This window comes from Holzapfeliella saturejae, assembly GCF_037546065.1.
GTDB classification, from domain to species: domain Bacteria; phylum Bacillota; class Bacilli; order Lactobacillales; family Lactobacillaceae; genus Holzapfeliella; species Holzapfeliella saturejae.
Genome location: NZ_JAWMWG010000005.1, coordinates 44726 through 71107 on the forward strand (window position 1 = coordinate 44726; position 26382 = coordinate 71107).

Below are 26382 nucleotides of genomic sequence, written 5' to 3' on the forward strand. Positions count from 1 at the left end.
GTTTTAAGTTATGAATAAAAAACAAAAGAGATTTATAGGCTATTTTTCCTGTGTGTTATCATTTGTTCTGCCATTGTTATGTCTATTGAACCGAAGTTGGTTATATCCAGATGGCCCAATTAATGATGTCTACACATTATCTCGAAATGCATTTATCTTATTTATTATTTATGCATTTTTAAAATTAGGCCTATTTCTAATTAAAGAAAATAAAGAAGAATAACAAAAAAGCGTTGAATCAAATGATTCAACGCTTTTATTTAGTTTTATGAACTTTTTTAGGTAATCTCAAAGCAAGTAAAAATCCGATTATCGGAATGATAATCAACCAAGCACTCGCACTTTGAAGAGAAGTCCCAATTTCAAGATGGGTATTATAACTTGTTACAAGTAAAGTGACAATGACGACACTAATTGACCCCATAACTTGTCTGACAGTTGTGATTAATGCTGTTCCGTGACTGACTAGTTTTTCAGGAAGAGCATTGTTGGCGGCTGTAATGGCAGGCATCATGATAAAGGCGTTGCCACCCTCTAGCAACATAGCGCCTATAATTACAACAAACCATGATTTTGATCCCAGCAAGGCTAATACAAGATAACCCAGAATCATCATCGACATCCCAATGTAAACCAGTTTTCTTAAGCCAATTTTATTAAGTAAATTCCCGGCTTTGGGGTTAAGATTACTTAAAAACAACGCAGCAGGAATCATTAATAATCCTGAAACCAGTGGACTAAATTGAAAGACATTTTGATAAAACAAAGGCATTAAAACAGTCGCGATAATCAATCCTGAGTAGGAAATCCCAGTTAACAATAATCCGGGCAAAAATCCAGAATACTTGAAAACACGTAAATCTAAAAACGGTTCAGATAAGTGGCTTTGTCTGATTGCAAAGCTAGCTAAGAGTATTAAGCTAATTACTAGGACTAACCACCAAGCCAAATTAAATCCCATTTTTTGGAAGTTTGAAATCGCATATAAAATACCTGCCAACCCCACTAATAGTCCAGCTGATAGCCAATCAAATTTTGAATAGTGAAGTTGGTGAGAGTTTTCGATGTATTTTTGGCCAATCACAATTAATCCAAGCAAAGCAACAAGGAAAATGGCGAATAGAAGTCGCCAAGATACCAGTTGTAAGATGACACCTGAAATAATGGGCCCAACAGCTAAAGCAGATCCCATGACTAATCCGACTACTCCCATGGCAGTCCCTCGTTTATTTTTAGGGGTATTTTCCATAATGACACTTTGAAATGTTGGAAAAAGTGCACCAACAGCCATTCCTTGAATAAAACGGCCAATGATAATGCCAGTAAAGTTAGGGGTTAACATGGCAATAGCAGTTCCAACTAAAAACGAAAGTACAATGCCATTCAGTAAAGGCTTGAGCTTGATATTATTTAATAACCAAGGGCTTAAAGGCATAACGAGTGTCATGGCAATCATAAATCCTGTAGTCAACCATTGTACGGTACTTGTTTCAACATTGAATGCTTTCATCAATAGTGGATAAGCAGTTGTCATCATGGATTGACTAACTGACATAGTAAATGAAATAAATAACAAAATCAGTGCAAATGGCGATAGTGTTTTAATATTTTTGAACAATTGAAATCCTCCTTTAAAAATAAGCTACTATTAATATAAGCCCTAAACCATAGTTTAGGGCAAATAAATTGACTCAATTTTTTAGATCAACTGTACGGATATTATTAAGTAACCAACCAGTAGGTGAATCGACGAGTTCCCAAACTTCCTTAAACCGTTCAATATAAGCATTTTCTTCTTTTGCACGATTGTACGCTTTTGATTTGTGAGGATATTCGAACCAATCTCTTGCTTGAGCTGTTACGACAACGTGACGTTTTTGGTTAGAGCTTGTTGCTTCATATTGTAAATCAACAATTGCTAGACTATCTAGCCGATTGATTTTCCCGAATTGACGCCAGCGATTAATAATGCGTTTTTGTTTATTAAAATAATGAGGGGTCATCATTTGTGCTAGCATGTTCATATCGGTTTTAGACCAAGCTTCTTCGACTTGATAAAACAAATCAGAGAATTCTTTTTCAAAGTGGGTATCTATTGGTAGGGTATTGTGAGGTTGACTGAGTTCATAATGTTTTTTGCGGTAAAATTTCAACCCACTGTAAGAAGCAAATCCCACACTAACTAACGATAATGCATAAAATCCGGCATAGCTATTATCATCACTAGAACTACTACTTCTTCGACTGCCGCCATAATAAGTGGAAGTTCTGGTTCCACTAGTAGAACCTCCACGACTAGTGCTACCGCCACTACGTCCTCCACCAGTAGATCCACCGGCACGAGCGGAAACTAGTTGAGATGGGACAGGGAAGACTATTAATAGAACTAACAGTGCTAGTAAGACTAATAACCCCATTCTTTTCATTTGCTTTTCCTCCAAAATTTAATTGACCTTATTAAGATGAGTCGAATTTAGCACTTTGGATGAGATAATTCAAGTTACAAAGATTTTTAGTTACTTAGTTTGGTATTTGGTGTTTTTAACGTGTAAAATGAAGTTAATAGGAGAAAGTGAGGAAACTAAGAATGGATCGAATACAGCTTAAAGAAAAAGCAAAACGATTAGTAAGTGAAGACAGGGGTTATTATTTTACAATAACTTTTGTACCGATGATTATTTTATTTATTTATAATATGATAGCTAATACGGCGGGTTATATTTCATATGTTACAAGTATTATGAATATGGCTCAACATACAACAAACATTGAAGATTTTAGTTCAAATTTATCGGTATTGATGAGTTTTATTGGAATTGGCTCAATTATTGGCTTACTTGTGTCACTGGTAACAGCCATCATCAAATTTGGTGTTCGTATTTTGATGCTTAAGTCATATCGTCAAGAAGAAGCAGCTGGTGAATCGGGAATTGAAGATTCGCTTTATGCTTTTAAAGACTCCAGATGGTTAGCAGCTTTGGGATTTTTTGTGATTATTTATCTTTATCAACTTGTAGTAGCTGGTGCAGCAGGAATTATCCTTGGATTGATAGCCATTATTTTGGTATTTATAGGTATCGCTGCAAATAATACAATTGTTACTGTAATTTTGATTTTAATTGGTATACTAGCGTTAGTTGCAGTAGGTATTGTAGCAATTATTCTTAATAACTTTACTAGCCAACTAAACTATGCCTTTTTAGATGCTTCACAAAAAGGCGATAGCTTTTCCGGTGCAATTAGTCAATCCTTTAAGTTAATGACTAAAAAAGATAATATGATGCAATTTTTCAACTTACAAGCATCCTTTATTGGTTGGAGTATTCTAAATGAACTAACCTTTGGAATTCTTGGGATTGTTTGGTGGAATGCTTATGCTGAAATGACTTATGCAGGTTTTTATGATGAAATAGTCAAAAAAGAAGCTCAAGCTTAATAAAAAATCCTATTTTCGATCATGTTCGAAGATAGGATTTTTTTGTATCTATTGATTCATTATTTTTTTATTAGTAATGGCTTTAATAGCTATTATAAAAAGCATAACCGTTAAACTTAAAGTAAATAATTTGCCATAAATATTAGTATGGAAACTAGGAACACAAAGAACAATAAGATAAATCAAATAAAATACTGCAGGACTAGTGGTTAATTTACGCAAAACACTCACCTCTTTTATCTCAATCATAGTTCTTTTTGATAATTATGACAAATCATGTGTTAGAATTTCTTATGCTGTAGTTTTTGATTAAGTTGTTTAATATCATTTTTGGTAGATTTCATTGAGATGAACCAAATAATAAAAAATATTGTGGCATATATAATAGAAAAGACTATGATAGAATCCAGTTTGAAAGGGAACCAATTAACAAGTATCGCCATAGCTAAAGCGGGAAAATATGAAATTAAAAATTGGATGCAAGTTGTTTTGGTAATTCCCCAATCAGTATAGTCGAAAATTAAGGAACTTAGACCAGCAATTCCACCAATCAGACACCAAACAATCATGGCAATTAAGATGTCTATGTTTTGATTATTAAAGCGGCTAACTATAAACTCAGAATTACCACTTATATAAGATCCAGTTAATGTGACAATTAAACCAAAAAAATTACCTTGAAGTGCTCCTGTTATAAATCGTTTAATTATTTTATTTGAATTGATCATAGTAGACGCTCCTTTACTTTTTTTAAAAATCTTCTTGATGAACTTGTGGAATAGCCATTTTCTAACTGAATCTCAATAAGCCCTGCAGTAGTTAATTTAAATTTTTTGATTTTACTCAAGTTAATAATTTCAGTATTTGAAATTCTCATAAATTGATTAGGTAAATTGTTTTCTAATTCATATAGTCTGCTTGATAGTTGAAAAGACTTTTGATTAATTAGTCCAAAAACTTTCTTTTGATTTGAATAAAATGAATCAAAATCAGAAATTAATAGCTGATAATTCTGATGATTCAATTTTCCGGTAATAAATTGTTGGTAACTTTCAATATAGTTTATGGTGTCTGACACAATATCTGATTGTTCTTTTGCTTGCAGAACAATTGTGTTACCTGTCATATTCTCTTTTCTTTTGAATAATGCTTTCATTTCCATAATCCCTCCTAACAACATTTAGCATACACTACACTTATTGATTAGAGTAGCTTTTCGAGATAAGTGGTTTATTATGGGAGATATACGGCAAAAAACACGCTCAAATTATAATTGAGCGTGTTTTTTTGCTTTACTAATTAAACTAATAGTCGAAATGATAAGACCACTGTAAATATAAATAACTGTTGGTGATAGGTGTGCAAAAGTATAACCATAAATGATAATGCCAATGGGGGAGCCAATGGGGGACATAATGGAAGCTAATGTACTTGTTGTGGCACTAATTCTTCCTTGAAATTCTATCGGAGTCTGTTGCTTGATATAGGTACTGATTATGATATTAGTAATAACAGTCATAATACCAATCAGTAATATGGATATCCCAACTCTAACTAATAGCATGGATCTATTATCACTCAAAGTAATTAATCCAATACCTCCCATAATTAATCCAATAATTGACATATAAATTGAGATGAATAATTAATTTTTAAATTAAGATTTTTTATTAAATTCGATATTAAGTTCAAAATGTGGGCCACGTTTTATATTGTGTTTCTTCAAAATTGAGTAGACCGTTGTTCGACTTTTAATTCCGCTTAATTGACAAAGTTTTCTAACAGATAATTTAGGATTTTCGCGGGCATGTTTTAAAAGCAACTGTACTTCAGGAGAGTCGTCTGTATATTTTGGACGACCACCTTGATAACGTCCAGCTTCTTTTGCCGCTTGAATACCTTCTTTTTGTTTTTTAACACGTTTGTTATGGTCAAAACTTAAGACGTGGTTGAACAAATCAATCAGAAAATCATTGAGATAACTATTTTCATCAGCAGAATTATTAGTTTTAAACTGGTCAAAATTTAAAACAGAAAATGTAGCACCTTGTTCTCTAATTAAAACTAGATTATTTTTGATATCATTTAATTTATCTCCTAAAACACTTAAATCAGTGATAACAACTTGATCGTCTTCATGGACCATATTAAGTAATCGATCAAAATTATCAGTTGTTGAATCTGCAGTGTATATTTTTTTACACCCAAATCTCTTTAGTTGATTATTTTGTTCATCGATTGAAAAATAATCACTCGTTTTATTAATGTAGCCAAATTTCATAAAAATACCTCCTGTTTTTGAACATTTTGATTGAACATTTTTGATTGTTTGAAGTATAGCATGTTTAATTCAAATGTTCAAAAACAATTTCTTAGATTGGACATTTTTACAAAAAAATAATGTTACGAATTTGATATTTCGTAACATTATTAAAAGCTATCAATTAAGTTTTTGATTAGGTGTGATACATTTTGATTTTAAATAATTGAATAGATAAATGCTAAGTAAAGCAATGCTAGTACCAATGACAATGGCAATAAATCTGGACCATATTGCAGTTGAATTCAAAGTAGCATAGTTTAATTTCACTACTAAGATAGCCATAGGAGTTGTAAAGAAATTTCCAACGAGGAAGTTTGTTTTGATTTTCCAGTAGACTAGAGAGTGGAAAATAATAAGCAGTATAATTGTAGTTGTGAGAGTAAGAGGTAGTGATAATAAAAGATAAGAAATCAGACAACCAATAATTGTTCCCAAAATATAATGTTGATGGCGTTTAATAGCATGGGACTTTGATTCGGCTTGTAAGATTGATGCACAAGACAGAACAATCCAGTAATAGTTGAATAATTTTAGATTTTCCCCAATATAAAATGTCAGAAAAATTAATCCGCCATAGAAAAATGATTTGAATAGAATTTCCACGGGTATTTGAGGAATTTTTAGTGTGAATATAGCAGTGTTATCTTTTAATTTAGGATATTTTAACCGATCGAGTAGCCAATCATTAACGATAGCTAACAGAATGGCGATTGAGCAACCCATTAACAAAAAAAGAATTGAAACAAAAGTAACTTGTAAATTAATAAAGGAATGAACGCCTGCAATGCAGGAAATCATAACTAAGAAAAAAGGACCTGGTCCGACTAAACGCCACATTTTGCTATAAAAGTATGAAATACCACATATTAAACTCAAAACTAGCGGCGTTAGCCAAGGTATTAATGTTGAAAAAGAGACTAATACATAAGCAATTATTCCCATCATACTGGCTAGTATCGTTGTTTTGATTCCTGCTTTATTTTGTTGTGGAACATAATAATAGAAAAATATTGATCCCATAATGGTAAGCGTTCCTAGCTGAATGTTATTAATAATTAGCATAAATGTGATAGAAAATCCTAGAGCTAAAAAGTTTGAAAGTTTAAGTACCATATCTCCCCAATTGATATGATGATGCATTGTTATAACCTCCTATACTAAACTTTTGGGATAACAACTTAACTAGTATACCATTTTTATTTTCAAAACAAGTCTAGTAACTCTTGAATTTATTCATCTATAATTTTATAAATTTATAGATGAATAAAACTATAAAATAAAGAAAATCTTTATCTACTTTAAAAAACCCTAAAGATTAAGTGTTTTCAAAGTGATAACATATTTCATATGCTAGGATAAACTTGGTTATATTAAAGGGGGATTTACAAATGTTGGGTTATATTGAAAGAGATTTAAAAGCTAATTTGAAATCATGGTTTTTCCTACTATCATTAATAATAGCTGCTGGATCAATTATTATTAGTACAAAGGGAAACCCATTAGCGATTTCAATGTATAAAGGTATGTCATTATTTTTAGTTGGATTTGGCTATTCCTCTAATTCTATGTTTATCTTGATAGCACCGTTAATTGTAGCTATTACAGTATTTAAAGCCTTTACTAAAGAAACGGATAATAATATGTTATCGGCCATATTAGTCAGACTAGGAAAAAGAAGGTATTTTCTTACTAAGACAATGAGTGTTGGGATAACCGGTGCTCTAGTTTTAGGCCTGCCACTTATAGGCTTATTACTGATTAATTGGTTAATTTACCCTGATCTTTCACAAGTAGACTTACCAATTTACGGACCATTTTCGATTATTGCCAATCAAAATCAATTGTTATATGCAATCGTTATGATTATCAATAGTATGGTTGTGGGTTTTATTTTAGCTAATATTAGTCTGTTAGTTGCATTGATTACAAATAAAAAATATGCAGCACTTATTATGCCGTTTTTAATTTATACATTACCTAATTTTTTCTTTGTTTTAGTGGGACTTTATCAATTTACACCTAGTAATCTGTTATATCCAAGTTGGGCAACTAAAGCAACCGAACTTTCTCATAGCTTATATTTGGCACTAGCAATCTTTTTTGTAATAGGAATTGGCTATTATATTTTTGTTGTGAGGGATTCTCAATATGTCAGTGAGTAATCAAGTTTATTATCGGATAAAAGTAATCGGATTATGTTTGTTGCTGGTGTATGGGTTTATTGGTCTTGTTTATTATCAGTTTGAAATGAATATCAATGAGCAAATATTTGTAACTTGGTTAGAAACTGTGAGTGATTCCTTAACTTTTTCAGTAATCGGGTTACCACTTTCTTATCTTGTCGTACTGTCATTTACAATTAAAGAAAAATCCAGCATTGTAATTATTCGTCAGCAAACAAGGATACGATTATTTGGGAGAGATACTTACGATTTGCTAAAGTTAACTATTATTTTTGTAGTATTTAGCTATTTTCCTATACTAGTAATTAATTATTTAAAAGGCCAGCCTGTAATTGACGTTGCATTTTGGGTTCATTTAACAGCAATGAGTTTATTTTTGGTAGTAATGGGTGTAGTCATGCAATTATCACAGTTAATTTTCAAACAAAAAATAGTAGCGATAGTTGTTATGATATCAATCATTTTTTGTAATTATTTTACCTATATGAATCCATCTTTTTTCTTGCATGATTATCTTCCTATTAATTATATGATTTTGTCGTCTTCTAACTATTCAACCTCATTATTTCAATTTACAATAGCTAGTCTTCTTTATTTCATCGGATTAATTAGTTGTATTGAAGTACTTGTTTATGTTGGTTATCAAAAAGTGAGATTGGGGAGGTAATTATGGTTGGTATGCAGAGGTTATTTTTTCGTCATTTTTTTACACTAAAAAATCTTTCAATGATATTTTTGATATTTTTAGCGATAGTCGCTTCCGTTGATTTTAAATATCAGTCGGATTTATCTGCAACATATCAAATACTAATGCAGGGGTTGTCTTTTGAAGCTTTAAAATTTGATGATATTATACGTGTGTTGATGAGCTATTTAGGTTTTTGTTATTTATTTACGAAAATTATAAGTTTTAATCGAACAGCGTATGTGTTTTTAGTTTTATCACGATTAAAAAACTATTTTGGTTATTTTAATGCTAGATTGGTATTTGCTTTAATTTTATCAGTGATTTATTGGCTATTATATTTAATTGTTATAGGTAGCTATCTTGTTATATTTCATAATAATGAATTAATTGAATTGCAATCGATATTATTTTCCACATTAACACTCTACTTTTACTTAATGAGTATTTTGTCTTGTCTTACATTAGCTTTAATGTACATAATTATTCAAATTATTTTAAAAGATGACGGTGCTGCTTTAACATTTCTTATTATTTATATTGTAATCAATCTTACAGTAGGTAATCAGACTATCCTGTGGATTAATACCGGATTAATTCAATTGGCTAGAACAACCGTTATTTCAGATAATCAAATAAATTTAAATATATCGATAGGTTATTTGGTTAGTCAAAATATTATAGTTTATAGTGTAATAAGTTTAATTTTAACAAGGGGGACAAAAAGATGGAAGAAGTAGTTAAGTTTAATCAATTGGGTAAAAAATTTAAACAACAAGTCATTTTTAATGAGATTTCTTTATCGTTTAATGGCGGACAAATTATTGGAATAACGGGTCAAAATGGATCAGGAAAAAGTGTATTATTTAAACTAATGGCAGGACTAGAAAGGCCATCGACAGGTGAAATTATGATAAATGGTCATAATATTACCAAAACAAACTCTTTTCCAGATAATATGGGAATTTTAATTGAAAATCCGCCATTCATTGATAATTTAACAGGATTTGAAAATTTAAAATTATTAGCAGCAATTACTAATCAAATTAACAATGAACAGATCAAAGTAACTTTAAAACAAGTTGGCTTAGATGATGCTCGGTATAAAAAGGTGAAGTATTATTCATTAGGAATGAAGAAGAAATTAGGTATTGCTCAGGCTATTATGGAGCACCAAAAAATCATCCTACTTGATGAACCTATGAACGCATTGGATGAAGAAAGTGTTTTATTGATGAGAATTCTCTTTAAAAAATTAGCTGAACAAGGAAAAACCATTTTTATTGCTAGTCATAATAAAGAAGACATTCAACAATTATGTCACACTGTTTATCGAGTTAAAAATAATCAACTAATTAAACAGAAAAAAGCATACGATTAAATCGTATGCTTTTTATATTGATATAATATTATAAAATCATAATATTATATCTGAAATAATAGCTATTTCTTGGGATAAATAATATGAAATTCTTCAATTACAACGTTTGATGTTAAGGGATTAAAGATTTTTCCTTCTTCTTGAAATTCTTTTTCAAAGAAATCTCGATGAATCTTGTTCCAATAATTTAATGACTTATCTCCTTCACCTTCACGATAAGCATGGTAACTATCAACATTTTTAAATGGTATGACTTTGACATAGTCTGTAATTGTGACACAAATAGGATTATTTTGACTGTCCAAAATCACATCATATCCTCCAGCTTTTGGAATAGGATCTGTTTCTTCGCCTTCATATAAATCAAAGGCACTAGAAGTGGCAGTTTTAATACGATGCAAAACTAATTTAGCTAATTTGTCTGGGTCTCCCCCAAATTGATAAGCACTAGTTAATTTTGTATCTTGTGGGAGATGTAATTCTTTTTTTGCTTGTTCGAAAAATAAGGTTGCTTGCATAATAAACCACTTTCTTTATTAAAAAAATATTATTTTACTTATATTACAGTAATCATGCTATCATAATATGTGGTAATCGCGAAATTGTTTTTTAAGAGGAGTTGTATGGCAAGTAATCAAATATATTCACAAGAATTTGGACAAGGTATCCCAATATACTTTGTTCACGGAAACGGATTAAACTCCACCAGTATGATAGAATTTTATGAATCTAAAAAAATAGAATATGGTTGTCATAGAAGAGTTTATATTGATATTCCAGGAATGGGAGATTCGTCACTTAAATCAACTATTAAAAATTCAGATGATGTTTTAAATGAGCTAATTAAATACGTAGAGAAAGACTCGAAAGGGTCTCCATTCAAGTTATGTGGCTATTCTTACGGAGCATATTTATGTCAGGGAATAGCGTGGAAATTACCTCAACAAGTTCAGAGCGTATTTTTTACTGGACCAGTGGTTAAGGCAGAATCTAATAAACGCCAAACAGAAAATCATTATAATCAAATTTTGGAACGAGTGGTTCCTTTTGAAAATATCGACTACTTTGAAGATTACCTATCTATGAATGTTGTCATTAATTCAGTAACTTGGAAAAATTATCAAAAAATGATAGTTCCAGCTTTAGAAAAAGGAATATCAAACTTTTGGTTAACTTTGAAAGATGCGGATTATACGCTGTCGTTTGAAAATGACTTATTGAATAAGCAATCATATTTAAAGGGTTATCTGTTAGTGGGTGAATATGACAATATTGTTGGTATAAAAGACCAGTATAAGTTAGCTAATAATAAGCTATTAGACTATCAAGTTATACATAATAGTGGTCATAATTTATTGATTGATCAGCCAAATAAAGTCATACAATATTTTCAAAAATTTATAGAGAATAGGATATAAATAAAATTCCTCATAATAAAAATACTTTACCTTTTAAGGTAAAGTATTTTTACTTAACATTCTGTTTCGCATCGGTATAACCTTTGATAAATTGAGAAATTTCAACAGCTTTACCTTGAGTCATTGTTTTAACTAAATGTACTGAGTTTTTAGAAAATGTTCTAAATTGTTTCATCTTTTTTAAATCAGAATGAGCATAAGTATAGCCGAGTTCATAGTCAGAAATGCTTTTATTTTTGGCTCTAGATTTAGGATATTTATGATATTTTTTCACCTTAATTTGATTATAAATAGGCTTTTTAACCTTACTAGGCTGATTTGAATAGTGCTGTTTGATAAAAATTTGTGTTTTTTCAATAAAATCCATAGAAAGACTCCTCCTTTAAATATAAAATCTGTACTAAGTAAACCATAAAAAAGACTGAAAGCAAAAAATTAGAACTGACCTAAATATATAGGAAAACTTTTTAAAGTTGTGGCATTTCGACGCCAGTTTTTTCATGAACAGTGGCTAGTGCATGTTGGTAGCGATCATAAAACCCTTGATTATTCCCCATATCATCCAAAACAACAACTTTATGCATCAAGTTGAATTCTTCTAATTGTCTCATAAGTTCATCATGAAATTCTTGGCGTGATTCTTCCCAATCCATATTACGAAAGTTGTCATTAACATAAGTAGTAATAGGAGGAATGACTAGAATCAAATCAATTTTTTCATTTCTGATGGTATCTTGGAATACGGGTTCCAGTTGGTCTTGTTGCTCTTTTGTTAAATAAAGTTTGGCGTATACTCGAGTTACAATAGCATCTGTATCAAGGAAAACAATCCCATTATTTCCATGAGATTTAATTTCGTCACTATTAGCATCATATTGTCCTTGAATGATGCGGAAATAGTCACTCACGGTAAGTTCTGAATCAACAATATTAGATTGTTCCGCATAAGTTCTTGCATATTCTTCACTAAAAGGAGCATTAATTGATCGAGCAAGACGTCGAACTAAGGTTGATTTACCAGTCGAAGCACTACCTGCAACTAATACTTTTTTAGTAAAATGACGTCTGAAAACACGATTAATTTGAGACCAATATTTGGTTGGATTTTCTCTTATTTTGGTAGCTGAAATTGGTATATTTTGACGATTAGCCATTTCAACTGACCAAGAATCAGGAGTTAGTTTTTGTAAAGGTTCAACATAGTCAGCTTCTCCAACATAAGCTGTAAATTGTTGGTTATCTTCGGCAATAACAGACTCATTCACAGCACTAACTAATTCACTAGCCCAAGCTTCCCATCCATTTGGGTAACGAGGAATGTTAGTTTCATCAATATAAGTAACTCGAATAGTGGGTTCATCAGCAAAAGCTTCTCTTAAATAACGAAAACGCTTTTGTAAACCCAAGTCAATATTATCGCCTCGATCACCAGTATATCCGGAAACAATGACGACAACGCCATCGTTTAAAGCAGCTGCTTTGTAGATTTCTTGTTGATGACCTGAGTGAAGTGGTGCAAAGGTTCCAAAATAAATCCCTACTTTTGATCCTCTAATTAAATTATTTGTTTTAGTAATCGCTAACTCTTTTGTCATTTAAATTGACTCCTCTTAAGTTTTTAACAATATACTAAAAAGTATAAAAGAAATGGCTAACAAAAATCAAATATTTACCTATTATTATGCAGAAGTTGTAACGGGATTTAATCCATTAGATGATAAAACTAGTTTTTTAATCGCATATTGTTCAAGTTGTTCATCGTCATAATTATGAGCAGATTCAATAACAGTTACTGGTAATTGATAGATTAAGTCATGGATTTTTTTAGCATTTTTAACATCTAAACTGGATGTGATTTCATCTAAAATAAATAATTTTTTATCTCTGAGTAGTCCTCTAGCAATCGCAATTCGTTGGGCTTGTCCCCCAGAAACGTTTTCGCCTTTATTTTTAATTTCCATATCTAAAGCATGGTCACCTAATTCTTCTAAAAGGCCAACTTTTTGTATAACCTCAGTCAATACTTCATCAGAATAGTTTTCAAAGAGTGTTAAATTATCACGAAGTGTGCCATCAAATAACCAAATATCTTGTGAAATATAGACATAATCAGAGTTATCAACAATAGATTGGTTAAAATAAACATTACCATTAGCCTTATTCACTTGACCTGAGATTGCTGAAAGTAAAGTAGATTTACCTACACCTGAAGGACCCGTAATCAAAGCTTTTTCTTGTTCAGTTAAGGTTAAATTAATGTTGTCTAGTATAACTTTTGGACCTCGATTAACTTGTAGATTTTTAATAACTAAGCCAGCTGTACTATTTTCGCTATGATCTTTAATGATTTTGGGTTGCTGTGATTTTGCGATAGTTCGAATTCCGTTTGTTCCAGCAACAGCATTTTGAAGACTCGTTAAACTTCTCATATTACCAACAACTGAATCAGCCGTTAAAATTAATGAAACGATAATGCTGGTCGTAATTCCTAAAGAACTAAATTGTGCTAAGTATAAGCCAATAGCAATAGGTCCCAAGTAAGTTAATATAGCAAATCCCCAAGCATATAACATTAGTGTTGTTTGGTAATTAGAAAGATTACGATAGTTGAGCTCCTCTTTATTAAGTAGTCGATTAATTTTGGAGAAAAAAAGGGATTTAACATCAAAGTTACGAATTTCAGTACGTCCTCTGAATGTATCAGAAGTATTGTTTAATAGTTCTGAATTTGATGTGCTCCATTCTTTGACCTTGACATCTAATTTCTTGCGTCCTAAGTAACTTGGAATTAGTGATAGGAAGGATAGCACGATATAAATGCTTCCCAATAAAAAGTGCGTTCCCAAAATAAAAATAGTAGTCGAAATAATTGTTAGTCCTGTTTGAATTAGCATAAAAATTGAATTGAAGTAACTTTGTTCAATTTGCTTTGAAATGGTTGTTATTGAGTTGGTAATATCAGATTCATCTTGATCACCATTAAAAGCATTTTTAAAGAAAGTTTGTTTTAATTTAACATTTAAGATTTTAATCGCTTGGTTTTTTAACATCAAAAAGCTGTATGCGGATAAGTAGGTAATTAGATACGCAATAAATGCCTGCAGAATAAATCTAGTGACACTTCCTAAGTCAGATAGATTTACTTTGATAATTTGTCCCATAATATAACCATTTAAAATCGCTTCAAAGGAACTTGTAATTCCTAAAATAATAATTGCAACAATTAAAGGAGTCGGGAGAGTTTCCAAAATCCATTTCAAATTAATTTTAACCTGGTGATCGGTATTCGAATCTTTTAGTTCATAAGTTAGTTTCATTTTATTTCCTCCAAATAGTTTAGTAAGTTTCCGTCATTATATAACATTAAGATAAAATTAACAATTTAATGATAAGTTAATATAATGTTATTAATGTTTACTTCCGGAAATTGACACTCCAAGAATTAAAATTTTGCTTGAATTTTGTTTTATATAAAAATAATTGTAAAATCCCACTTGCTTTTAAAAAGTAAGTTGTGTAGTATGATGATACAACTTTTGAAACAAAAAAATTAGAGGAGTTTGAAGATGTTAGATGTATTAAAAGATTTTGAATTTAAAAAAGGTGTTCATTTAAAAAACAAATTAGTCATGGCACCTATGACAACTTGGTCATCTAATGATGATTACACAGTTGCTGATCAAGAACTCAATTATTATGATAAAAGAAGTTATGGACCAGGTATGATTATCACAGGATGTGCTCATATTCAACCAAATGGAATTGGATTTACTAACGAATATAGTATTGACGATGATGAATTTCTACCAGGATTAACTCAGCTAGCTACCACAGTAAAAAAACATGGTGCTAAAGCGATTATTCAAATTAACCATGCTGGGAACAAAGCATTACCTCAAGTAGAAGATTTAGTAAGTGCAAGTAATATAGCAGTTTCACGTAACCCAGAAGCACCAATCCCACGTGCCTTAAGTGAAGATGAAATCAATGAAGTTATAAAAGATTTTGGAAAGGCAACTAAAAGAGCTATTGAGGCTGGATTTGATGGAATAGAATTGCATGGTGCTCATGGCTTCTTACTTCAAAACTTTATGTCTACTCATTTCAATCATCGTACTGATCAGTGGGGTGGCACTTTAGAAAATAGAATGAGATTTCCTCTTGAAGTAGTTAAAGAAGTTCAACGTGTTATTGCTCAATATGCTAGTAAAGAATTTATACTTGGCTATCGTTTTTCACCGGAAGAACATTATGAAGATGGTTTAACTTTGGAAGATAATTATGCTTTAATTGATGAATTAATTAATCTTGATATTGATTATGTGCACGCTTCTTTGGTTAATGCACTAGAATCAAAATCTCGAGATTATCATGATAGTTATTTAAATTTACTAACGCATCATATTGATAACCGTATTAAGTTGTTGGTTGCTGGTCAAATCTCGACTATTGACAGTGCTGAAAATATTTGGAAGTCAGGAGCTATTCCAGCTATTGGACATGCGTTTGTAACCGATCCAAATTGGATTCAACAAACAATACAAGATAATCGCTATCAAGTTAATTTAACAATCAATCCAAATGATTTATCTGATTTAAGATTGCCAGATAAACTTTGGCATGAAATTCAATCAGCTCCTGGATGGTTTGATGTTAAATCTTAATTAGCACAAAATTAATTAAAGCATTTGTTTTTTAATCAAAAATATGTTTAAATGCTTATAACAAATAAAACGGAGGAATAAGTATTATGATTGAGACTTCTAAGTCACCCGTCGTGACAACAAACTTTTATTACTACTATTATTTTTGATGGATACGGACATATTGATAAAAAAGATATGGACGTATCAAAATATACGTTCATATCTAATAGTAGTTTGATAATACAAAGAAGTCAGCTAGTTAGATATGCAAATAATCTAACTAGCTAGTGATAATATCGATTCCGATACTCTGGTTAGATGAATTCTAATCAGAGTTTTTTTATTGTATTAATAGATATAAGGAGAGTAAGTATAATGAAACAAATGATTGATGGCCATACAAGATTACTAGGAGTCATGGCAACTCCTATTAGACATTCGATGTCTCCTGCAATGCATAATGCAGCCTTTGAAAAATTAGGGTTAAATAATGTTTATCTAGCTTTTGAAGTTGGAAATGATGATCTAGAACAAGCTGTTAACTCAATTAGGGTGCTAGATATGATTGGTGTAAATGTTTCAATGCCAAATAAACAAAAAATTATTCCTTACTTAGACGAATTAGATATATCGGCTGAACTTAATCAAGCTGTCAATACAGTTGTGAATAACGATGGCTATTTGAAGGGTTATACCACAGATGGTGTTGGTTTTGTGACAGATTTACAGAAAAAAGGACACCCCATCAAGAACCAGTCGATTGTTATTGCTGGTGCTGGAGGGGCAGGGACCCCTATTGCTATTCAGTGTGCAATGGCAGGAGCAAAAGAAATCAAGATTTTTAATGAACAAGGGCCTCATTTTAAAAATGTTGCACGCAATGTTGCGATTATTAATGAACGAACTAATAGTAATGCTACTGGTGAAGACTTAAATAATCAGACAGCTTTTAAAGAGGCTTTAGCTAGTTGTGATATTTATTGTGATGCAACAAGTGTCGGAATGTCCCCGCTTCAAGATCAGAGTTTAATTAATCATGCGAGTTATTTTCATTCAGATATGGTGGTTTATGATGTTGTTTACTCACCTAGAGAAACCAAACTAATGACAGTTGCTAAAAAAGCAGGTGTTAAAGAAGTCTACAATGGCTTAGGAATGATGATTGAGCAAGGAGCAGCAGCGTTTAAACTTTGGACTGGCGAAGAGATGCCGGTTGGGTTTATTAAACAAACGCTATTTTAAGGATGAAATTGAGGTTAATCAATGAAAGATAAAGTTAAAATCGTTGCCCCTATAATAGGAAGAAACTGGGCTGAATTAAAACAGCAGCTTTTATTAGTTCAAAGTAATAAACCAGATTTGATTGAATGGCGAATAGATACTTTAGAGTCCTTACCAAATGAAAATCAATTGGTAAAGTTTATTCAATTGATCAAAGGACATACTTCCTTACCTTTATTAGCTACATTTAGAACAGCTACAGAGGGTGGTAATTTAGAAATATCAGATAAACTGTATATTGAATTATTGCTAGCTCTTTGTCAAAATCCAGTAATTTCATTTTTAGATATTGAAGTTAGAATAAATAAAAACGAGATTCTACCTATTATAAAGAGAGCACAGCATAATAAAATTAAAGTTATTACCAGTTATCATAATTTTGGCTGTACTCCTACAAATGATGAACTGTATCACAAAATTAGTCGTATGCTAGAGGTTAAACCAGATATTGCTAAATTAGCGGTTATGCCACATAATGCTAGTGATGTTTTACGATTAATGACATTTTCTTGTGATATTAGTCAAAAAATAGCTCCCAAATTAGTTACGATGGCTATGGGAAATCTTGGGAAAGTGACAAGAGTAACTCCTGAACTAACCCATTCATTTTTGACTTTTGCAGCTTTAGATGAACAATCTGCTTCAGCTCCCGGTCAGTTACAGATTGATCAAGCTCGAAATATTATTGAAGAACTGAATTAATTATTAATATATAATTTTATAACATTATATATTAAATAAAAACCGCTACTAACCTAATAGCAGCGGTTTTTATTTAATTTAGATGTAGTTTTTTGAAGCTCGGAATACTTAACATCACTATAAAACTTAGTAAGTACATTACTGATAGACTAGCCATTACCATAAAAACGGAGTAATGGTCCATAATCAAACCAATGACAACTGACGAAAATCCACCAATAGCACGCCCAACATTCACAATCACATTATTTGCAGTAGATCGAATCTCAGTTGGATAAAGTAAGCTAATTACAGCACCATAACCACCAAACATACCGTTTGAACAAAAACCAATAACAGCTCCGGCAATAATTAATGCTAAGGCCGATTTAGCTAGTAAAATGCCATAGACAGATAAGGCCGAAGCAATCAAGAACAATCCGAAAGCTTTGCGAGGTCCCAACTTATCAAGAATTGATCCAAAGGTAACCATTCCTAGGCTCATCCCAATAATCGTTGAAATCATCCAAACTGATGAACCTGAGACATTCAACTGTTGTTGTTTTTGAACAATGGAAGGCAGCCAGTTCATCAGACCAAAGTAGCCTGATATTTGAACAATGACCATAAAAGTCAAAGCAACAGTTTGGTAAGCTGTTTTCATGTCTTTAAATAACAATCCAAAACTTTTAGCAATAGATAGTTTTTTATTTTTTTGCTGTTGTTGACTTTGTAAAAAAGCATCGCTTTCTTTTAGATGCCGACGAATAAAGAAAACTTGGACGATAGGTAATAATCCAAAAGCAAATAAGACATTCCAACCTAATGTTGGGATAATAATTGCGGCCAAAATAGCAGCTAAAACAGATCCGATTTGACCACTAATTGCAGCAATTGAACTCATACGACCCACTTGATTTTTGTTGAAATTCTCTGAAATCAAGGCGATTCCGACACCGTATTCACCGCCAGCACCAATTCCTGCAATAAATCTCAAAATATAAATTAACGTTAAATCTTGCGCAAAGCAAATCCCTGCAGTTGCAAAGGCAAAGATGAAGATGGTATATGTAAACGTCTTAACGCGGCCAATGCGATCACCAATAATTCCAAACACCACACCGCCTAATAACATACCTAGGTTGGTAACGGATGAAATTAATCCGGCCTGTCCACCAGATATATGGAATTCAGCAATAATTGATGATAATGAAAATGATAAAAACATCACATCCATATTTTCCAGTGCGAAACCAAGTGCCGTTGACAGTAAAGTACGTTTTTGATTGACAGACATTTTTTGCTTACTGTCTGCATGAGTTAATTGTTGCATATTCAGTTCCTCCAAAATGAACACTCACGGGTGCTCTTTATTTTATACATTGTCTAGTATTCTGCCACAATAATTAAACAAGTGCAACTTTTTATTTAGAGTTGACTTTTTTTAAGGTAAAACGTAAACTAAGACACAACAAATCTTAAATTCTTGCTTTAAATGTGTTCAGAGAAGCACACAAGTGAACTTAACTTAATTATTGAGGATACCTGCAGTATAGTTGTATCTATAAGAACGGTATCTTTCTGCTCAATTGTTCACTTGTTTAGTTTAAACAAGTGTTTTTTTATGAGGAGAATTTGATGATGACAAAAATTATGATTGCTATGGACTTTCAAAATCAATCGCAGGCACTCGACTTCTTGCGACCTTTTGAGGCTCACCCCGAAGATTTACCGATTTTAAAAATAGGTATGGAGCTGTTTTATAAAGAAGGAGCTGACTTAGTTAGACAATTACGACAAAAAGGTTTTGAAATCTTTTTAGATTTAAAATTGCATGATATTCCACATACAGTTGAACAAGCGATGAAACAAATTCAAGTACTAGATGTGCAATTTGTGACTATCCATGCACTAGGTGGATCTAAGATGGTTGAATCGGCTCGCAATGGTTTAGGCAGAAAAACACACTTACTTGCCGTAACACAACTCACTTCTACTTCATCAGAACAACTCAAATCAGAACAATTAGTTAATGCACCACTGCGTGAAAATGTTGTGCATTTAGCAGAAATGGCTTTTCGCTCAGGTGCTGATGGCGTCGTTTCATCTGCTCAAGAAACCCCCACTATTAAAGCCAAGGTTTCAAAAGACTGTCTATCTGTCACACCAGGCATTCGTTTAAAAAATACTGCACAAGATGATCAAGTGAGAATTACAACTCCGTTAGAAGCACAAGCCTTGGGGAGCGACTACTTGGTTATTGGCCGTTCAATTACTCAATCTGCTGAACCATTTGAAACTTATCAACTAATTAAAAGAGAACTAGGAGCATAATCATGATTACAAACAAAAATATTGCTGAAACTATCGCCTTAGATTTACTAAATATTAAAGCTGTTAAAATTTCGCCAGATAACCCATTTACTTGGGCTAGTGGTATCAAAGCTCCTATTTACACAGATAATAGAAAAATTGTTTCCTATCCTAAAATGCGTGGTCTTGTTGCTCAACAATTAGCGAATTTAATTAAAGAACAGTTCCCTAATGCGACTGTGATTGCTGGTGTTGCAACAGCTGGGATTCCTCATGCGGCATTAGTTGCTCATCTTTTAGAATTACCGATGATTTATGTTCGTCCAAAACCAAAAGACCATGGTACTAGCCAACAAATTGAAGGTGAATTACCCAAAAATGCAGAAGTTGTTATGATTGATGATCTCATTTCAACTGGTCAAAGTGTGTTAAAAGCAGCTGATGTTGTCAAAGCAGCTGATGCAACGGTTACAGGAATTGTTTCGATTTTTGACTACGAACTCTCTATTAGTTCAGAAAATTTCGAAAAATATGGCACAAAATTTTATTCTGTCACCAGCTACACCTCTTTAATTAAAGCAGCTGAAGAAAACCAGCTCATTTCAAAAGCCCAATATCTAGCTATTAAAGATTGGCATCACACTGTGAAATAAAAATATAACATTATAGTCTTATACTTTTATAAAAAAGTCTTAACAACTGCTGTTAAGGCTTTTTTATTGACTAAGTAACCAAATAATAGGTGTTAAGATTAATAATAAAAGTAGATTAATCAATGTAAATACGACTAAGAATTTACCTTTTTGTTGACTATACTCTTTAGAAAATTGTTTAAAAGCTAAAATATTAGCTAAAGAAGCAACTAGTGTCCCTGACCCACCAATATTCGATCCTAGCAATAAGATTGGTCCATTAGATGTAAATTGTGATAACAAAATAGCAGCTGGAAAATTACTAATAAATTGACTGCTAATAATTGTCGTAAGATAAGTCTGCCAAGTCGTTGTTGTTAATTGAGTAACCAATTCGTGGACAATAGCTAATCGACCAAAATTACCAATAATGATAAAAAAACCAATAAACGTTAGTAATAGTCCATAATCAATATCAAGTATAACCTGCCATTTCAGACTTAAACTGCTACCAAGTACGATAATAAAGGCTAGCCATAAATTAACTAAATTAAGTAATCCTAGCAATGCTATGATGAAGCTAAAAACTAAAATAAGCTGGCTCTTTTTAGCAATTGATTGATAGGTATAATTGGTTTTGGTGAGTGGTTTTCTTTTGAAAAAGAACGTACTAAGTGTAAGTAGTATAAAACTTGTGACTGATAAGATCCAGGTCGACTGGAAAAAAGATAGTAAAGATAAGTGATAATTAGCGACTAGATAAATATTCTGTGGGTTTCCAAAGGGTGTCACAGCACTCCCTAAGTTAGCAGCGATAGTTAATAGCACTACAGGCATAATTACTGATAGGTTTTGCCTTTTGGCAATAGTTAAATAAAGCGGAACAAGTGTTAGAATGGCAACATCGTTAGTCAATAACATTGAACTAAAGAATGAAAAACCCACCATGATTTGCATGAGCTGTTGCTGATTTTTGGTAATATTAATCAAAAACTGACTAATGTTCTTTAAAATACCAAACTGAGTACATCCGGCAATCACTAGCATTAGCATAGTCAATGAACCTATGGTGTGCCAATTAATATCAGACACTCTGGGGGAGCTGACAAAACTGGTTAAACCAGCCAACACTACTGATCCCCACATCAAATAATCTTTCTTTAATGCTTTTAGAATTTGGATCATTATAAACTCCTTTTTTATTGTATTATCTCATATTTTAATCGCTTTTAACTTTCTTAACTATCTTTGAGAAATCATAAACTCTTTGTCACAAAATATTCACATTTGAGGATTATAGTATGGGTACAGTCGATGAAGGGAATCCCCAATCCCCCGGCTGGACTACTACAAGTGTAGTTAACTTTCTTTTCATTCTTACTCCTCCAAGTAGATATGAACAAGTTCATCAACTTTTTAAGTTGATATAAATAAAAAACGTCTAGGACTTACCCCTCCTAGGCGTTTTTTATTTGCTTATTTTCCTCGACGAGCTTTATATGTGGCAGAAATTGTAATTTCAGCATATTTGACAAGATAATGGAGTACTATTATTTCGATAACAGCTATTAAACAGTAAATACTAATAGTCATTAAATTGCTGATTCCTACTATATGAGTAATGATAATAATAGCTGGCAAAGCAACTAAAATGACCAATATTATCGTCATATTAACCAGCATTGTCACAAATCGGGAAGTATTTTTTAAATAATACTGAAAGTAAACATAAATATTTGAAAATAGTATTGCACAGAATAGAATAACTAAAATTTGGCTATAGTCTGATATTGTATTTCTCATTGTCAATGTCAGTAAGGATAGTGTATTGCCGTTCAGTAAATTTATAATCAGTATTAACCCTAAATAAATTAAACTGTTAATGCTAGCAATAATCAGTAAATACTTAAAAAAAGTCTTTCGAGTAAAGTTATGCTGCATAGGAAAATCAACATTTGGCACGAAAAAAGATAGTATAGCTATCATCAGATAGATATCAGATCCTCCTATTAAGCCAACATTCATTATAGTAAACCAAAATAAAAGCCACGACGAATTAAGTAAAGTAATACCAAGTTGCCTAATACCTATCGGAATTAATCTTTTCAAAGTCTTCCTCTTTTCTTTTTATTATTTCTTACCATATCTTCGCATAGCTACGGTAATGTCGACGTTTTTGACTAAAAAGTATAATAGCACTAGTTCAATAACGGCTAGTAATGCTAATATGCTACTAATCAAACCAGAAGAAAGGTAATAAGTATTCATAGTAGAAACGCTTATTACAACTATTATTGCAGCGAGCAATATGATTATAACATTAATAAAATTAGCAATAGAATTAGGAAGTTTATGAAATATATATTGTCCATAATAAAAGCACATCATAAAAAGCATGGCTGTAAAAAAGGCTAAAGTGACCAAAATCAGGTTGACTATTGATAGTTCAAGAGGATAAGTTGCTAAGGTTACTGGTAGATTAAAAATAGCGGTTATTCCCCAAATTGTTATCACATAAATCAGACTACTTATAATCAACATAATTCCAAGATATTTAAAAATACTCTGTCGTGTTATCCCATATTGAAGTGGTAAATCTACATTAGGTAGATTAAATGCACCTATCAGTATAATCAAGACTATATCTGTATCAGCAGAACTAGATGGTCTAGCTATTTCGGCGTAGCCCGTTATTAATGTTAAAATGACCGAAATTCCGAGTACTTGACATAAATGGTTAATACCTATGGGTATTAATCTTTTCAAAATATTCCTCCTTCCTTATTTATTGACCCGTAAAGAATCGCTTAATTCAATCCGTTTACTTCCTTCTAAAGCTTTTAAATTGTTATATAAATAATAAGTCTCAAAAGATAGGACCAAGATAAAAAGAACACCTACTATCAAATCAAGAATTATGCTATTTAACTTTATTTGATAAGCTATTGAGTTATACAAACTAGCAATCAGAACAACAACTATGATTTCAACAAGCCATAGGCTAAACAATTTAAAATAGCGTGTAACATCTAAAGTTTGATTGATGATTAGCATAAATAATGTAAACCAATTATATAAACTTGTCAGTAAACAAAATAAAAAGAAATAGTCTGATAACGTGAAAACATCAAAATACATCGCTGATATTTTGAAATGAAAGATAATGTTAATAAACATTAGTGCAGATATAACCATTAAAGACTGTAAAATTGAAAGTACCATAATGAAAGACGTTAATTTTTTCTTAGATAAATTGAGTTGCATAGCAAAATTGATATCTAATGATGTCATGGTTATGATTGCTCCAAAAAAGACTGGCAGCATATTGACCGTTATATCTTGTTTGAAGTAATAGCTCTTAGCTGAAATTAAGATCATAACACCCACGATAAATAACGATAGCCATAATTGATTTCTTGAAATGGCTAAAAATTTATTAATTTGTTTCATTAATTATTCCTCAATTGTTGCTTCAAATCAAATGGACTAATAAAATCGGTAGATTTGAACCATTTCCATAGAACAATAGTTTCTATTACTATTAAGAACAGTGGTACGTAAATAAAAATATTATTTAGCCAGAAAAAACTAATCATAGGTATAATGATAATAGAGTAAATAAACCAAAATAGAAAATAGACGCCATATTTATGAGTAGATCTATAAATTGCAAGTTGAATTGTAACACCACTTAAAAAAGCAAAGATTGCTGTAATTAAAATTAAGACATAATTAATAACTGCCCTACCAAACCCATAAAATATTAGGCTAACTTGTTGATGGAAAACAACGTCTAGTAGCCAAATAAATAGTATTAAAATTCCTGCTTGTAAAACTGACCAAAGCAAAGCCATTTGCCAGATTGATTTTCTAGAAAAATTATGTTGAATAGCGTAGTTAACATCGATTGTTTTTAAATACGGAATAACTAGAAAATAAAAATAGATAGTACCGGGTACGTTCAGTAAAGCTGTTATAGCTATTATCGCCAATAAGTAAAGTGTACTTATTAAAAATAGTTTGCCGTTGTTTATAGTTAAAATAAATTGTCTAATCATGATTGATTTCCTCTCTAGATTAGTGAGGGTACACTAGTCGACTGCTTCTTTAGTAATAGCTTGCCAGTCTACGTCTGGACGGTTTAGTAATTGCTTTAACAGCACATATTCAACAACCAATCCAACAATAAATCCAACAATAAATCCAACACCAATAACAGCTAAAAGTAAGGTGTTATTTAGGTTTCCTGCTAAGAAACGGTAAACAAAAGAAGCAATACCACCAAATAAAATTGCAAATGTATAGTAGAAAAATTGCGGTACAATCGGATCACGTTTAGGTCTTTTTTGATTAATTCTCAATGTAAACAAGTTCACTGAAATCATAAGCAAGGCAATTACAGCAAATACATAGCCATATCCAATAGCATTCAATTTTTCAATACCTGAAATTGTGGCTGGCATGAAGAATGATTCTAAATAAATTAATCCTATGTATAGCAAGCTACCCAAAATACCTGAACCCAATGTGTAAGTTAATTGCTCATTTCGAGATAAGTTTAATTTTTGGCTGTTCTTCAAATCGCTTTGTCCAAATATTGGAATAGTGAACGCAATTGATAATACATCTATCCCCATACTAGATTTGAATAGATAGTTAAAAATCGCCCAAACTATCCCTAAAATAACGGCTAAATATGTTGCTGTAAAAAGTGTGTTTTTACTGTAAGTTAAAAATTTCATGCTAATTACTCCTCCTGATTATAAATCCATGCTTTAGCTTGTGAATCGGCTGTAAAGTCAACTGCTTTAACAAGTTCAGCAAATTTTAGAATTAAGAATCTGATAATAATAAAAAATAGGAAACTAATTATTATCCCTAATACAATCGGATCGAAAATGGCTGATAATAAGCTGTGAATTAAAATAGTTACGATTATTGAGATTACTACGATGGCTACCATTCCTCTGCGGCGTCCTCTTGACCAATAACCTAATCGACTATCCATGCTAATTACCAATGACAACAGCTGTGCTGTAACTGTTAGCAAATAAAGATACAAATAATCAGCGAAACTGACTAATTTTGATCCCATAACAAAGAATTGGCATTTAAAAATGAGTGTATACACTATAATTAAACATAGGAAAGTCATAGACGTTAACAATACTGACTTCACCGAAATCTTTACCAGTTGTCGACGTGACACATTACAGCTTACGGCAAAATCAAGTAGTGGGTAGCTAATAAATATAATTACTGCAAACAAACTCGCTATATCAATATTACTCTGTTGTAGTAATAACTCGATAGCTGTTAATCCTGTTATTCCTCCAAACAAAGACACAGCTGGTAGTTGACTAATCGTTAAAATTTTTTTCATTATTAATCACCTCTTTTTCT

The 26382-nt window shown here is 31.7% G+C and carries 31 protein-coding genes; 12 read left to right on the forward strand and 19 right to left on the reverse strand.

Going from position 1 to position 26382, the window contains the following annotated elements; translation table 11 throughout:
- Positions 1-52 precede the first annotated feature (52 nt).
- A complete protein-coding gene (locus tag R4Y45_RS06970) occupies positions 53-223 on the forward strand; it encodes a hypothetical protein (protein ID WP_339970462.1) in 171 nt (56 codons plus the stop codon).
- Between the two features lie 33 nt (positions 224-256).
- Here the strand turns inward: R4Y45_RS06970 and R4Y45_RS06975 are convergent, their stop codons facing one another.
- Positions 257-1618, reverse strand: coding sequence for an MFS transporter (locus R4Y45_RS06975; RefSeq protein WP_339970463.1), 1362 nt, complete (start codon positions 1616-1618; stop codon positions 257-259).
- Between the two features lie 73 nt (positions 1619-1691).
- Entirely contained in the window at positions 1692-2426 is a 735-nt protein-coding gene (locus R4Y45_RS06980) for a TIM44-like domain-containing protein (RefSeq protein WP_339970464.1), read from the reverse strand.
- A 161-nt stretch (positions 2427-2587) separates the two neighbouring features.
- On the opposite strand from R4Y45_RS06980, the gene R4Y45_RS06985 reads away from it, so the two are divergent.
- A complete protein-coding gene (locus R4Y45_RS06985; protein WP_339970465.1) occupies positions 2588-3436 on the forward strand; it encodes a DUF975 family protein in 849 nt (282 codons plus the stop codon).
- 281 nt (positions 3437-3717) lie between these two features.
- On the opposite strand, the gene R4Y45_RS06990 is transcribed toward R4Y45_RS06985, so the two are convergent.
- From R4Y45_RS06990 to R4Y45_RS07010, 5 genes are all read right to left on the reverse strand, one after another.
- Entirely contained in the window at positions 3718-4164 is a 447-nt protein-coding gene (locus tag R4Y45_RS06990; RefSeq protein ID WP_339970466.1) for a DUF3021 domain-containing protein, read from the reverse strand.
- A complete protein-coding gene (locus tag R4Y45_RS06995) occupies positions 4161-4598 on the reverse strand; it encodes a LytTR family DNA-binding domain-containing protein (protein ID WP_339970467.1) in 438 nt (145 codons plus the stop codon). Before R4Y45_RS06995 ends, R4Y45_RS06990 begins: the two co-directional genes overlap by 4 nt.
- Positions 4599-4703: 105 nt before the next feature.
- Positions 4704-5063: a hypothetical protein gene (locus tag R4Y45_RS07000; RefSeq protein WP_339970468.1), complete on the reverse strand. Its 360-nt coding sequence runs from the start codon at positions 5061-5063 to the stop codon at positions 4704-4706.
- 30 nt (positions 5064-5093) lie between these two features.
- Entirely contained in the window at positions 5094-5717 is a 624-nt protein-coding gene (locus tag R4Y45_RS07005; protein WP_339970469.1) for a recombinase family protein, read from the reverse strand.
- A gap of 159 nt (positions 5718-5876) precedes the next feature.
- Positions 5877-6899, reverse strand: coding sequence for an FUSC family protein (locus R4Y45_RS07010; RefSeq protein WP_339970470.1), 1023 nt, complete (start codon positions 6897-6899; stop codon positions 5877-5879).
- A 248-nt stretch (positions 6900-7147) separates the two neighbouring features.
- Here R4Y45_RS07010 and R4Y45_RS07015 point away from each other — a divergent pair, with 248 nt between their 5' ends.
- Genes R4Y45_RS07015 through R4Y45_RS07030 form a run of 4 tightly spaced genes read left to right on the forward strand, consistent with a single transcriptional unit; the run spans position 7148 to position 10008 of the window.
- On the forward strand, positions 7148-7921 hold the full coding sequence (locus R4Y45_RS07015) for a hypothetical protein (RefSeq protein ID WP_339970471.1): 774 nt from the start codon (positions 7148-7150) through the stop codon (positions 7919-7921).
- Positions 7908-8609, forward strand: coding sequence for a hypothetical protein (locus R4Y45_RS07020; protein ID WP_339970472.1), 702 nt, complete (start codon positions 7908-7910; stop codon positions 8607-8609). The genes R4Y45_RS07015 and R4Y45_RS07020 overlap by 14 nt, the downstream gene beginning before the upstream one ends.
- Before the next feature lie 2 nt (positions 8610-8611).
- Positions 8612-9367, forward strand: a complete 756-nt coding sequence (locus R4Y45_RS07025; protein ID WP_339970473.1) for a hypothetical protein — start codon at positions 8612-8614, stop codon at positions 9365-9367.
- The gene (locus R4Y45_RS07030) at positions 9355-10008 is read left to right on the forward strand and encodes an ATP-binding cassette domain-containing protein (RefSeq protein WP_339970474.1); all 654 of its coding nucleotides are present in this window, start codon (positions 9355-9357) and stop codon (positions 10006-10008) included. The genes R4Y45_RS07025 and R4Y45_RS07030 overlap by 13 nt, the downstream gene beginning before the upstream one ends.
- Before the next feature lie 62 nt (positions 10009-10070).
- On the opposite strand, the gene R4Y45_RS07035 is transcribed toward R4Y45_RS07030, so the two are convergent.
- Positions 10071-10526: an ASCH domain-containing protein gene (locus R4Y45_RS07035; protein ID WP_339970475.1), complete on the reverse strand. Its 456-nt coding sequence runs from the start codon at positions 10524-10526 to the stop codon at positions 10071-10073.
- A gap of 105 nt (positions 10527-10631) precedes the next feature.
- Between R4Y45_RS07035 and R4Y45_RS07040 the strand changes: the two genes are divergently transcribed.
- Positions 10632-11426 carry an alpha/beta fold hydrolase gene (locus R4Y45_RS07040; protein ID WP_339970476.1) on the forward strand — a complete coding sequence of 265 codons (795 nt, stop codon included), beginning with the start codon at positions 10632-10634 and terminating at the stop codon, positions 11424-11426.
- Positions 11427-11475: 49 nt separating this feature from the next.
- Here R4Y45_RS07040 and R4Y45_RS07045 read toward each other — a convergent pair whose 3' ends face one another.
- The 3 genes from R4Y45_RS07045 to R4Y45_RS07055 all read right to left on the reverse strand — a co-directional run bounded on the left by R4Y45_RS07045 (position 11476) and on the right by R4Y45_RS07055 (position 14743).
- A complete protein-coding gene (locus tag R4Y45_RS07045) occupies positions 11476-11793 on the reverse strand; it encodes a hypothetical protein (RefSeq protein ID WP_339970477.1) in 318 nt (105 codons plus the stop codon).
- 100 nt (positions 11794-11893) lie between these two features.
- Positions 11894-13021, reverse strand: coding sequence for a nicotinamide-nucleotide adenylyltransferase (locus R4Y45_RS07050; protein ID WP_339970478.1), 1128 nt, complete (start codon positions 13019-13021; stop codon positions 11894-11896).
- A gap of 84 nt (positions 13022-13105) precedes the next feature.
- On the reverse strand, positions 13106-14743 hold the full coding sequence (locus R4Y45_RS07055; protein WP_339970479.1) for an ABC transporter ATP-binding protein: 1638 nt from the start codon (positions 14741-14743) through the stop codon (positions 13106-13108).
- Between the two features lie 249 nt (positions 14744-14992).
- Between R4Y45_RS07055 and R4Y45_RS07060 the strand changes: the two genes are divergently transcribed.
- The 3 genes from R4Y45_RS07060 (at position 14993) to aroD (ending at position 18055) form a co-directional block, all read left to right on the forward strand.
- Entirely contained in the window at positions 14993-16090 is a 1098-nt protein-coding gene (locus R4Y45_RS07060; protein WP_339970480.1) for an NADH-dependent flavin oxidoreductase, read from the forward strand.
- 357 nt (positions 16091-16447) lie between these two features.
- The gene (aroE, locus tag R4Y45_RS07065) at positions 16448-17314 is read left to right on the forward strand and encodes a shikimate dehydrogenase (protein ID WP_339970482.1); all 867 of its coding nucleotides are present in this window, start codon (positions 16448-16450) and stop codon (positions 17312-17314) included.
- 21 nt (positions 17315-17335) lie between these two features.
- Positions 17336-18055: a type I 3-dehydroquinate dehydratase gene (gene aroD, locus R4Y45_RS07070; protein WP_339970484.1), complete on the forward strand. Its 720-nt coding sequence runs from the start codon at positions 17336-17338 to the stop codon at positions 18053-18055.
- 73 nt (positions 18056-18128) lie between these two features.
- On the opposite strand, the gene R4Y45_RS07075 is transcribed toward aroD, so the two are convergent.
- A complete protein-coding gene (locus R4Y45_RS07075; protein WP_339970486.1) occupies positions 18129-19367 on the reverse strand; it encodes an MFS transporter in 1239 nt (412 codons plus the stop codon).
- 308 nt (positions 19368-19675) lie between these two features.
- Here R4Y45_RS07075 and pyrF point away from each other — a divergent pair, with 308 nt between their 5' ends.
- Together pyrF and pyrE are read left to right on the forward strand one after the other, a co-directional pair.
- Positions 19676-20368, forward strand: a complete 693-nt coding sequence (pyrF, locus tag R4Y45_RS07080) for an orotidine-5'-phosphate decarboxylase (RefSeq protein ID WP_339970489.1) — start codon at positions 19676-19678, stop codon at positions 20366-20368.
- Between the two features lie 2 nt (positions 20369-20370).
- Positions 20371-21000 carry an orotate phosphoribosyltransferase gene (pyrE, locus tag R4Y45_RS07085; RefSeq protein WP_339970491.1) on the forward strand — a complete coding sequence of 210 codons (630 nt, stop codon included), beginning with the start codon at positions 20371-20373 and terminating at the stop codon, positions 20998-21000.
- 63 nt (positions 21001-21063) lie between these two features.
- On the opposite strand, the gene R4Y45_RS07090 is transcribed toward pyrE, so the two are convergent.
- From R4Y45_RS07090 to R4Y45_RS07120, 7 genes are all read right to left on the reverse strand, one after another.
- Positions 21064-22164, reverse strand: coding sequence for an SLC13 family permease (locus R4Y45_RS07090; protein WP_339970493.1), 1101 nt, complete (start codon positions 22162-22164; stop codon positions 21064-21066).
- Positions 22165-22455: 291 nt separating this feature from the next.
- The gene (locus R4Y45_RS07095; RefSeq protein WP_339970495.1) at positions 22456-23088 is read right to left on the reverse strand and encodes a hypothetical protein; all 633 of its coding nucleotides are present in this window, start codon (positions 23086-23088) and stop codon (positions 22456-22458) included.
- Between the two features lie 21 nt (positions 23089-23109).
- Positions 23110-23745, reverse strand: coding sequence for a hypothetical protein (locus R4Y45_RS07100; protein ID WP_339970497.1), 636 nt, complete (start codon positions 23743-23745; stop codon positions 23110-23112).
- Positions 23746-23760: 15 nt separating this feature from the next.
- Positions 23761-24429, reverse strand: coding sequence for a hypothetical protein (locus R4Y45_RS07105; RefSeq protein WP_339970499.1), 669 nt, complete (start codon positions 24427-24429; stop codon positions 23761-23763).
- Entirely contained in the window at positions 24429-25037 is a 609-nt protein-coding gene (locus tag R4Y45_RS07110) for a hypothetical protein (RefSeq protein ID WP_339970501.1), read from the reverse strand. Before R4Y45_RS07110 ends, R4Y45_RS07105 begins: the two co-directional genes overlap by 1 nt.
- 33 nt (positions 25038-25070) lie before the next feature.
- The gene (locus R4Y45_RS07115; RefSeq protein WP_339970503.1) at positions 25071-25721 is read right to left on the reverse strand and encodes a hypothetical protein; all 651 of its coding nucleotides are present in this window, start codon (positions 25719-25721) and stop codon (positions 25071-25073) included.
- A gap of 5 nt (positions 25722-25726) precedes the next feature.
- On the reverse strand, positions 25727-26362 hold the full coding sequence (locus R4Y45_RS07120) for a hypothetical protein (protein ID WP_339970505.1): 636 nt from the start codon (positions 26360-26362) through the stop codon (positions 25727-25729).
- Between the last annotated feature and the right edge of the window lie 20 nt (positions 26363-26382).

Coding starts and splice junctions, on each gene's coding strand:
- R4Y45_RS06980 (WP_339970464.1), bottom strand. CDS start 2,426: ATGAAAAGAATGGGGTTATTAGTCTTACTAGCACTGTTAGTTCTATTA.
- R4Y45_RS06985 (WP_339970465.1), top strand. CDS start 2,588: ATGGATCGAATACAGCTTAAAGAAAAAGCAAAACGATTAGTAAGTGAA.
- R4Y45_RS06990 (WP_339970466.1), bottom strand. CDS start 4,164: ATGATCAATTCAAATAAAATAATTAAACGATTTATAACAGGAGCACTT.
- R4Y45_RS06995 (WP_339970467.1), bottom strand. CDS start 4,598: ATGGAAATGAAAGCATTATTCAAAAGAAAAGAGAATATGACAGGTAAC.
- R4Y45_RS07000 (WP_339970468.1), bottom strand. CDS start 5,063: ATGTCAATTATTGGATTAATTATGGGAGGTATTGGATTAATTACTTTG.
- R4Y45_RS07005 (WP_339970469.1), bottom strand. CDS start 5,717: ATGAAATTTGGCTACATTAATAAAACGAGTGATTATTTTTCAATCGAT.
- R4Y45_RS07010 (WP_339970470.1), bottom strand. CDS start 6,899: ATGCATCATCATATCAATTGGGGAGATATGGTACTTAAACTTTCAAAC.
- R4Y45_RS07015 (WP_339970471.1), top strand. CDS start 7,148: ATGTTGGGTTATATTGAAAGAGATTTAAAAGCTAATTTGAAATCATGG.
- R4Y45_RS07020 (WP_339970472.1), top strand. CDS start 7,908: ATGTCAGTGAGTAATCAAGTTTATTATCGGATAAAAGTAATCGGATTA.
- R4Y45_RS07025 (WP_339970473.1), top strand. CDS start 8,612: ATGGTTGGTATGCAGAGGTTATTTTTTCGTCATTTTTTTACACTAAAA.
- R4Y45_RS07030 (WP_339970474.1), top strand. CDS start 9,355: ATGGAAGAAGTAGTTAAGTTTAATCAATTGGGTAAAAAATTTAAACAA.
- R4Y45_RS07035 (WP_339970475.1), bottom strand. CDS start 10,526: ATGCAAGCAACCTTATTTTTCGAACAAGCAAAAAAAGAATTACATCTC.
- R4Y45_RS07040 (WP_339970476.1), top strand. CDS start 10,632: ATGGCAAGTAATCAAATATATTCACAAGAATTTGGACAAGGTATCCCA.
- R4Y45_RS07045 (WP_339970477.1), bottom strand. CDS start 11,793: ATGGATTTTATTGAAAAAACACAAATTTTTATCAAACAGCACTATTCA.
- R4Y45_RS07050 (WP_339970478.1), bottom strand. CDS start 13,021: ATGACAAAAGAGTTAGCGATTACTAAAACAAATAATTTAATTAGAGGA.
- R4Y45_RS07055 (WP_339970479.1), bottom strand. CDS start 14,743: ATGAAACTAACTTATGAACTAAAAGATTCGAATACCGATCACCAGGTT.
- R4Y45_RS07060 (WP_339970480.1), top strand. CDS start 14,993: ATGTTAGATGTATTAAAAGATTTTGAATTTAAAAAAGGTGTTCATTTA.
- aroE (WP_339970482.1), top strand. CDS start 16,448: ATGAAACAAATGATTGATGGCCATACAAGATTACTAGGAGTCATGGCA.
- aroD (WP_339970484.1), top strand. CDS start 17,336: ATGAAAGATAAAGTTAAAATCGTTGCCCCTATAATAGGAAGAAACTGG.
- R4Y45_RS07075 (WP_339970486.1), bottom strand. CDS start 19,367: ATGCAACAATTAACTCATGCAGACAGTAAGCAAAAAATGTCTGTCAAT.
- pyrF (WP_339970489.1), top strand. CDS start 19,676: ATGACAAAAATTATGATTGCTATGGACTTTCAAAATCAATCGCAGGCA.
- pyrE (WP_339970491.1), top strand. CDS start 20,371: ATGATTACAAACAAAAATATTGCTGAAACTATCGCCTTAGATTTACTA.
- R4Y45_RS07090 (WP_339970493.1), bottom strand. CDS start 22,164: ATGATCCAAATTCTAAAAGCATTAAAGAAAGATTATTTGATGTGGGGA.
- R4Y45_RS07105 (WP_339970499.1), bottom strand. CDS start 24,429: ATGAAACAAATTAATAAATTTTTAGCCATTTCAAGAAATCAATTATGG.
- R4Y45_RS07110 (WP_339970501.1), bottom strand. CDS start 25,037: ATGATTAGACAATTTATTTTAACTATAAACAACGGCAAACTATTTTTA.
- R4Y45_RS07115 (WP_339970503.1), bottom strand. CDS start 25,721: ATGAAATTTTTAACTTACAGTAAAAACACACTTTTTACAGCAACATAT.
- R4Y45_RS07120 (WP_339970505.1), bottom strand. CDS start 26,362: ATGAAAAAAATTTTAACGATTAGTCAACTACCAGCTGTGTCTTTGTTT.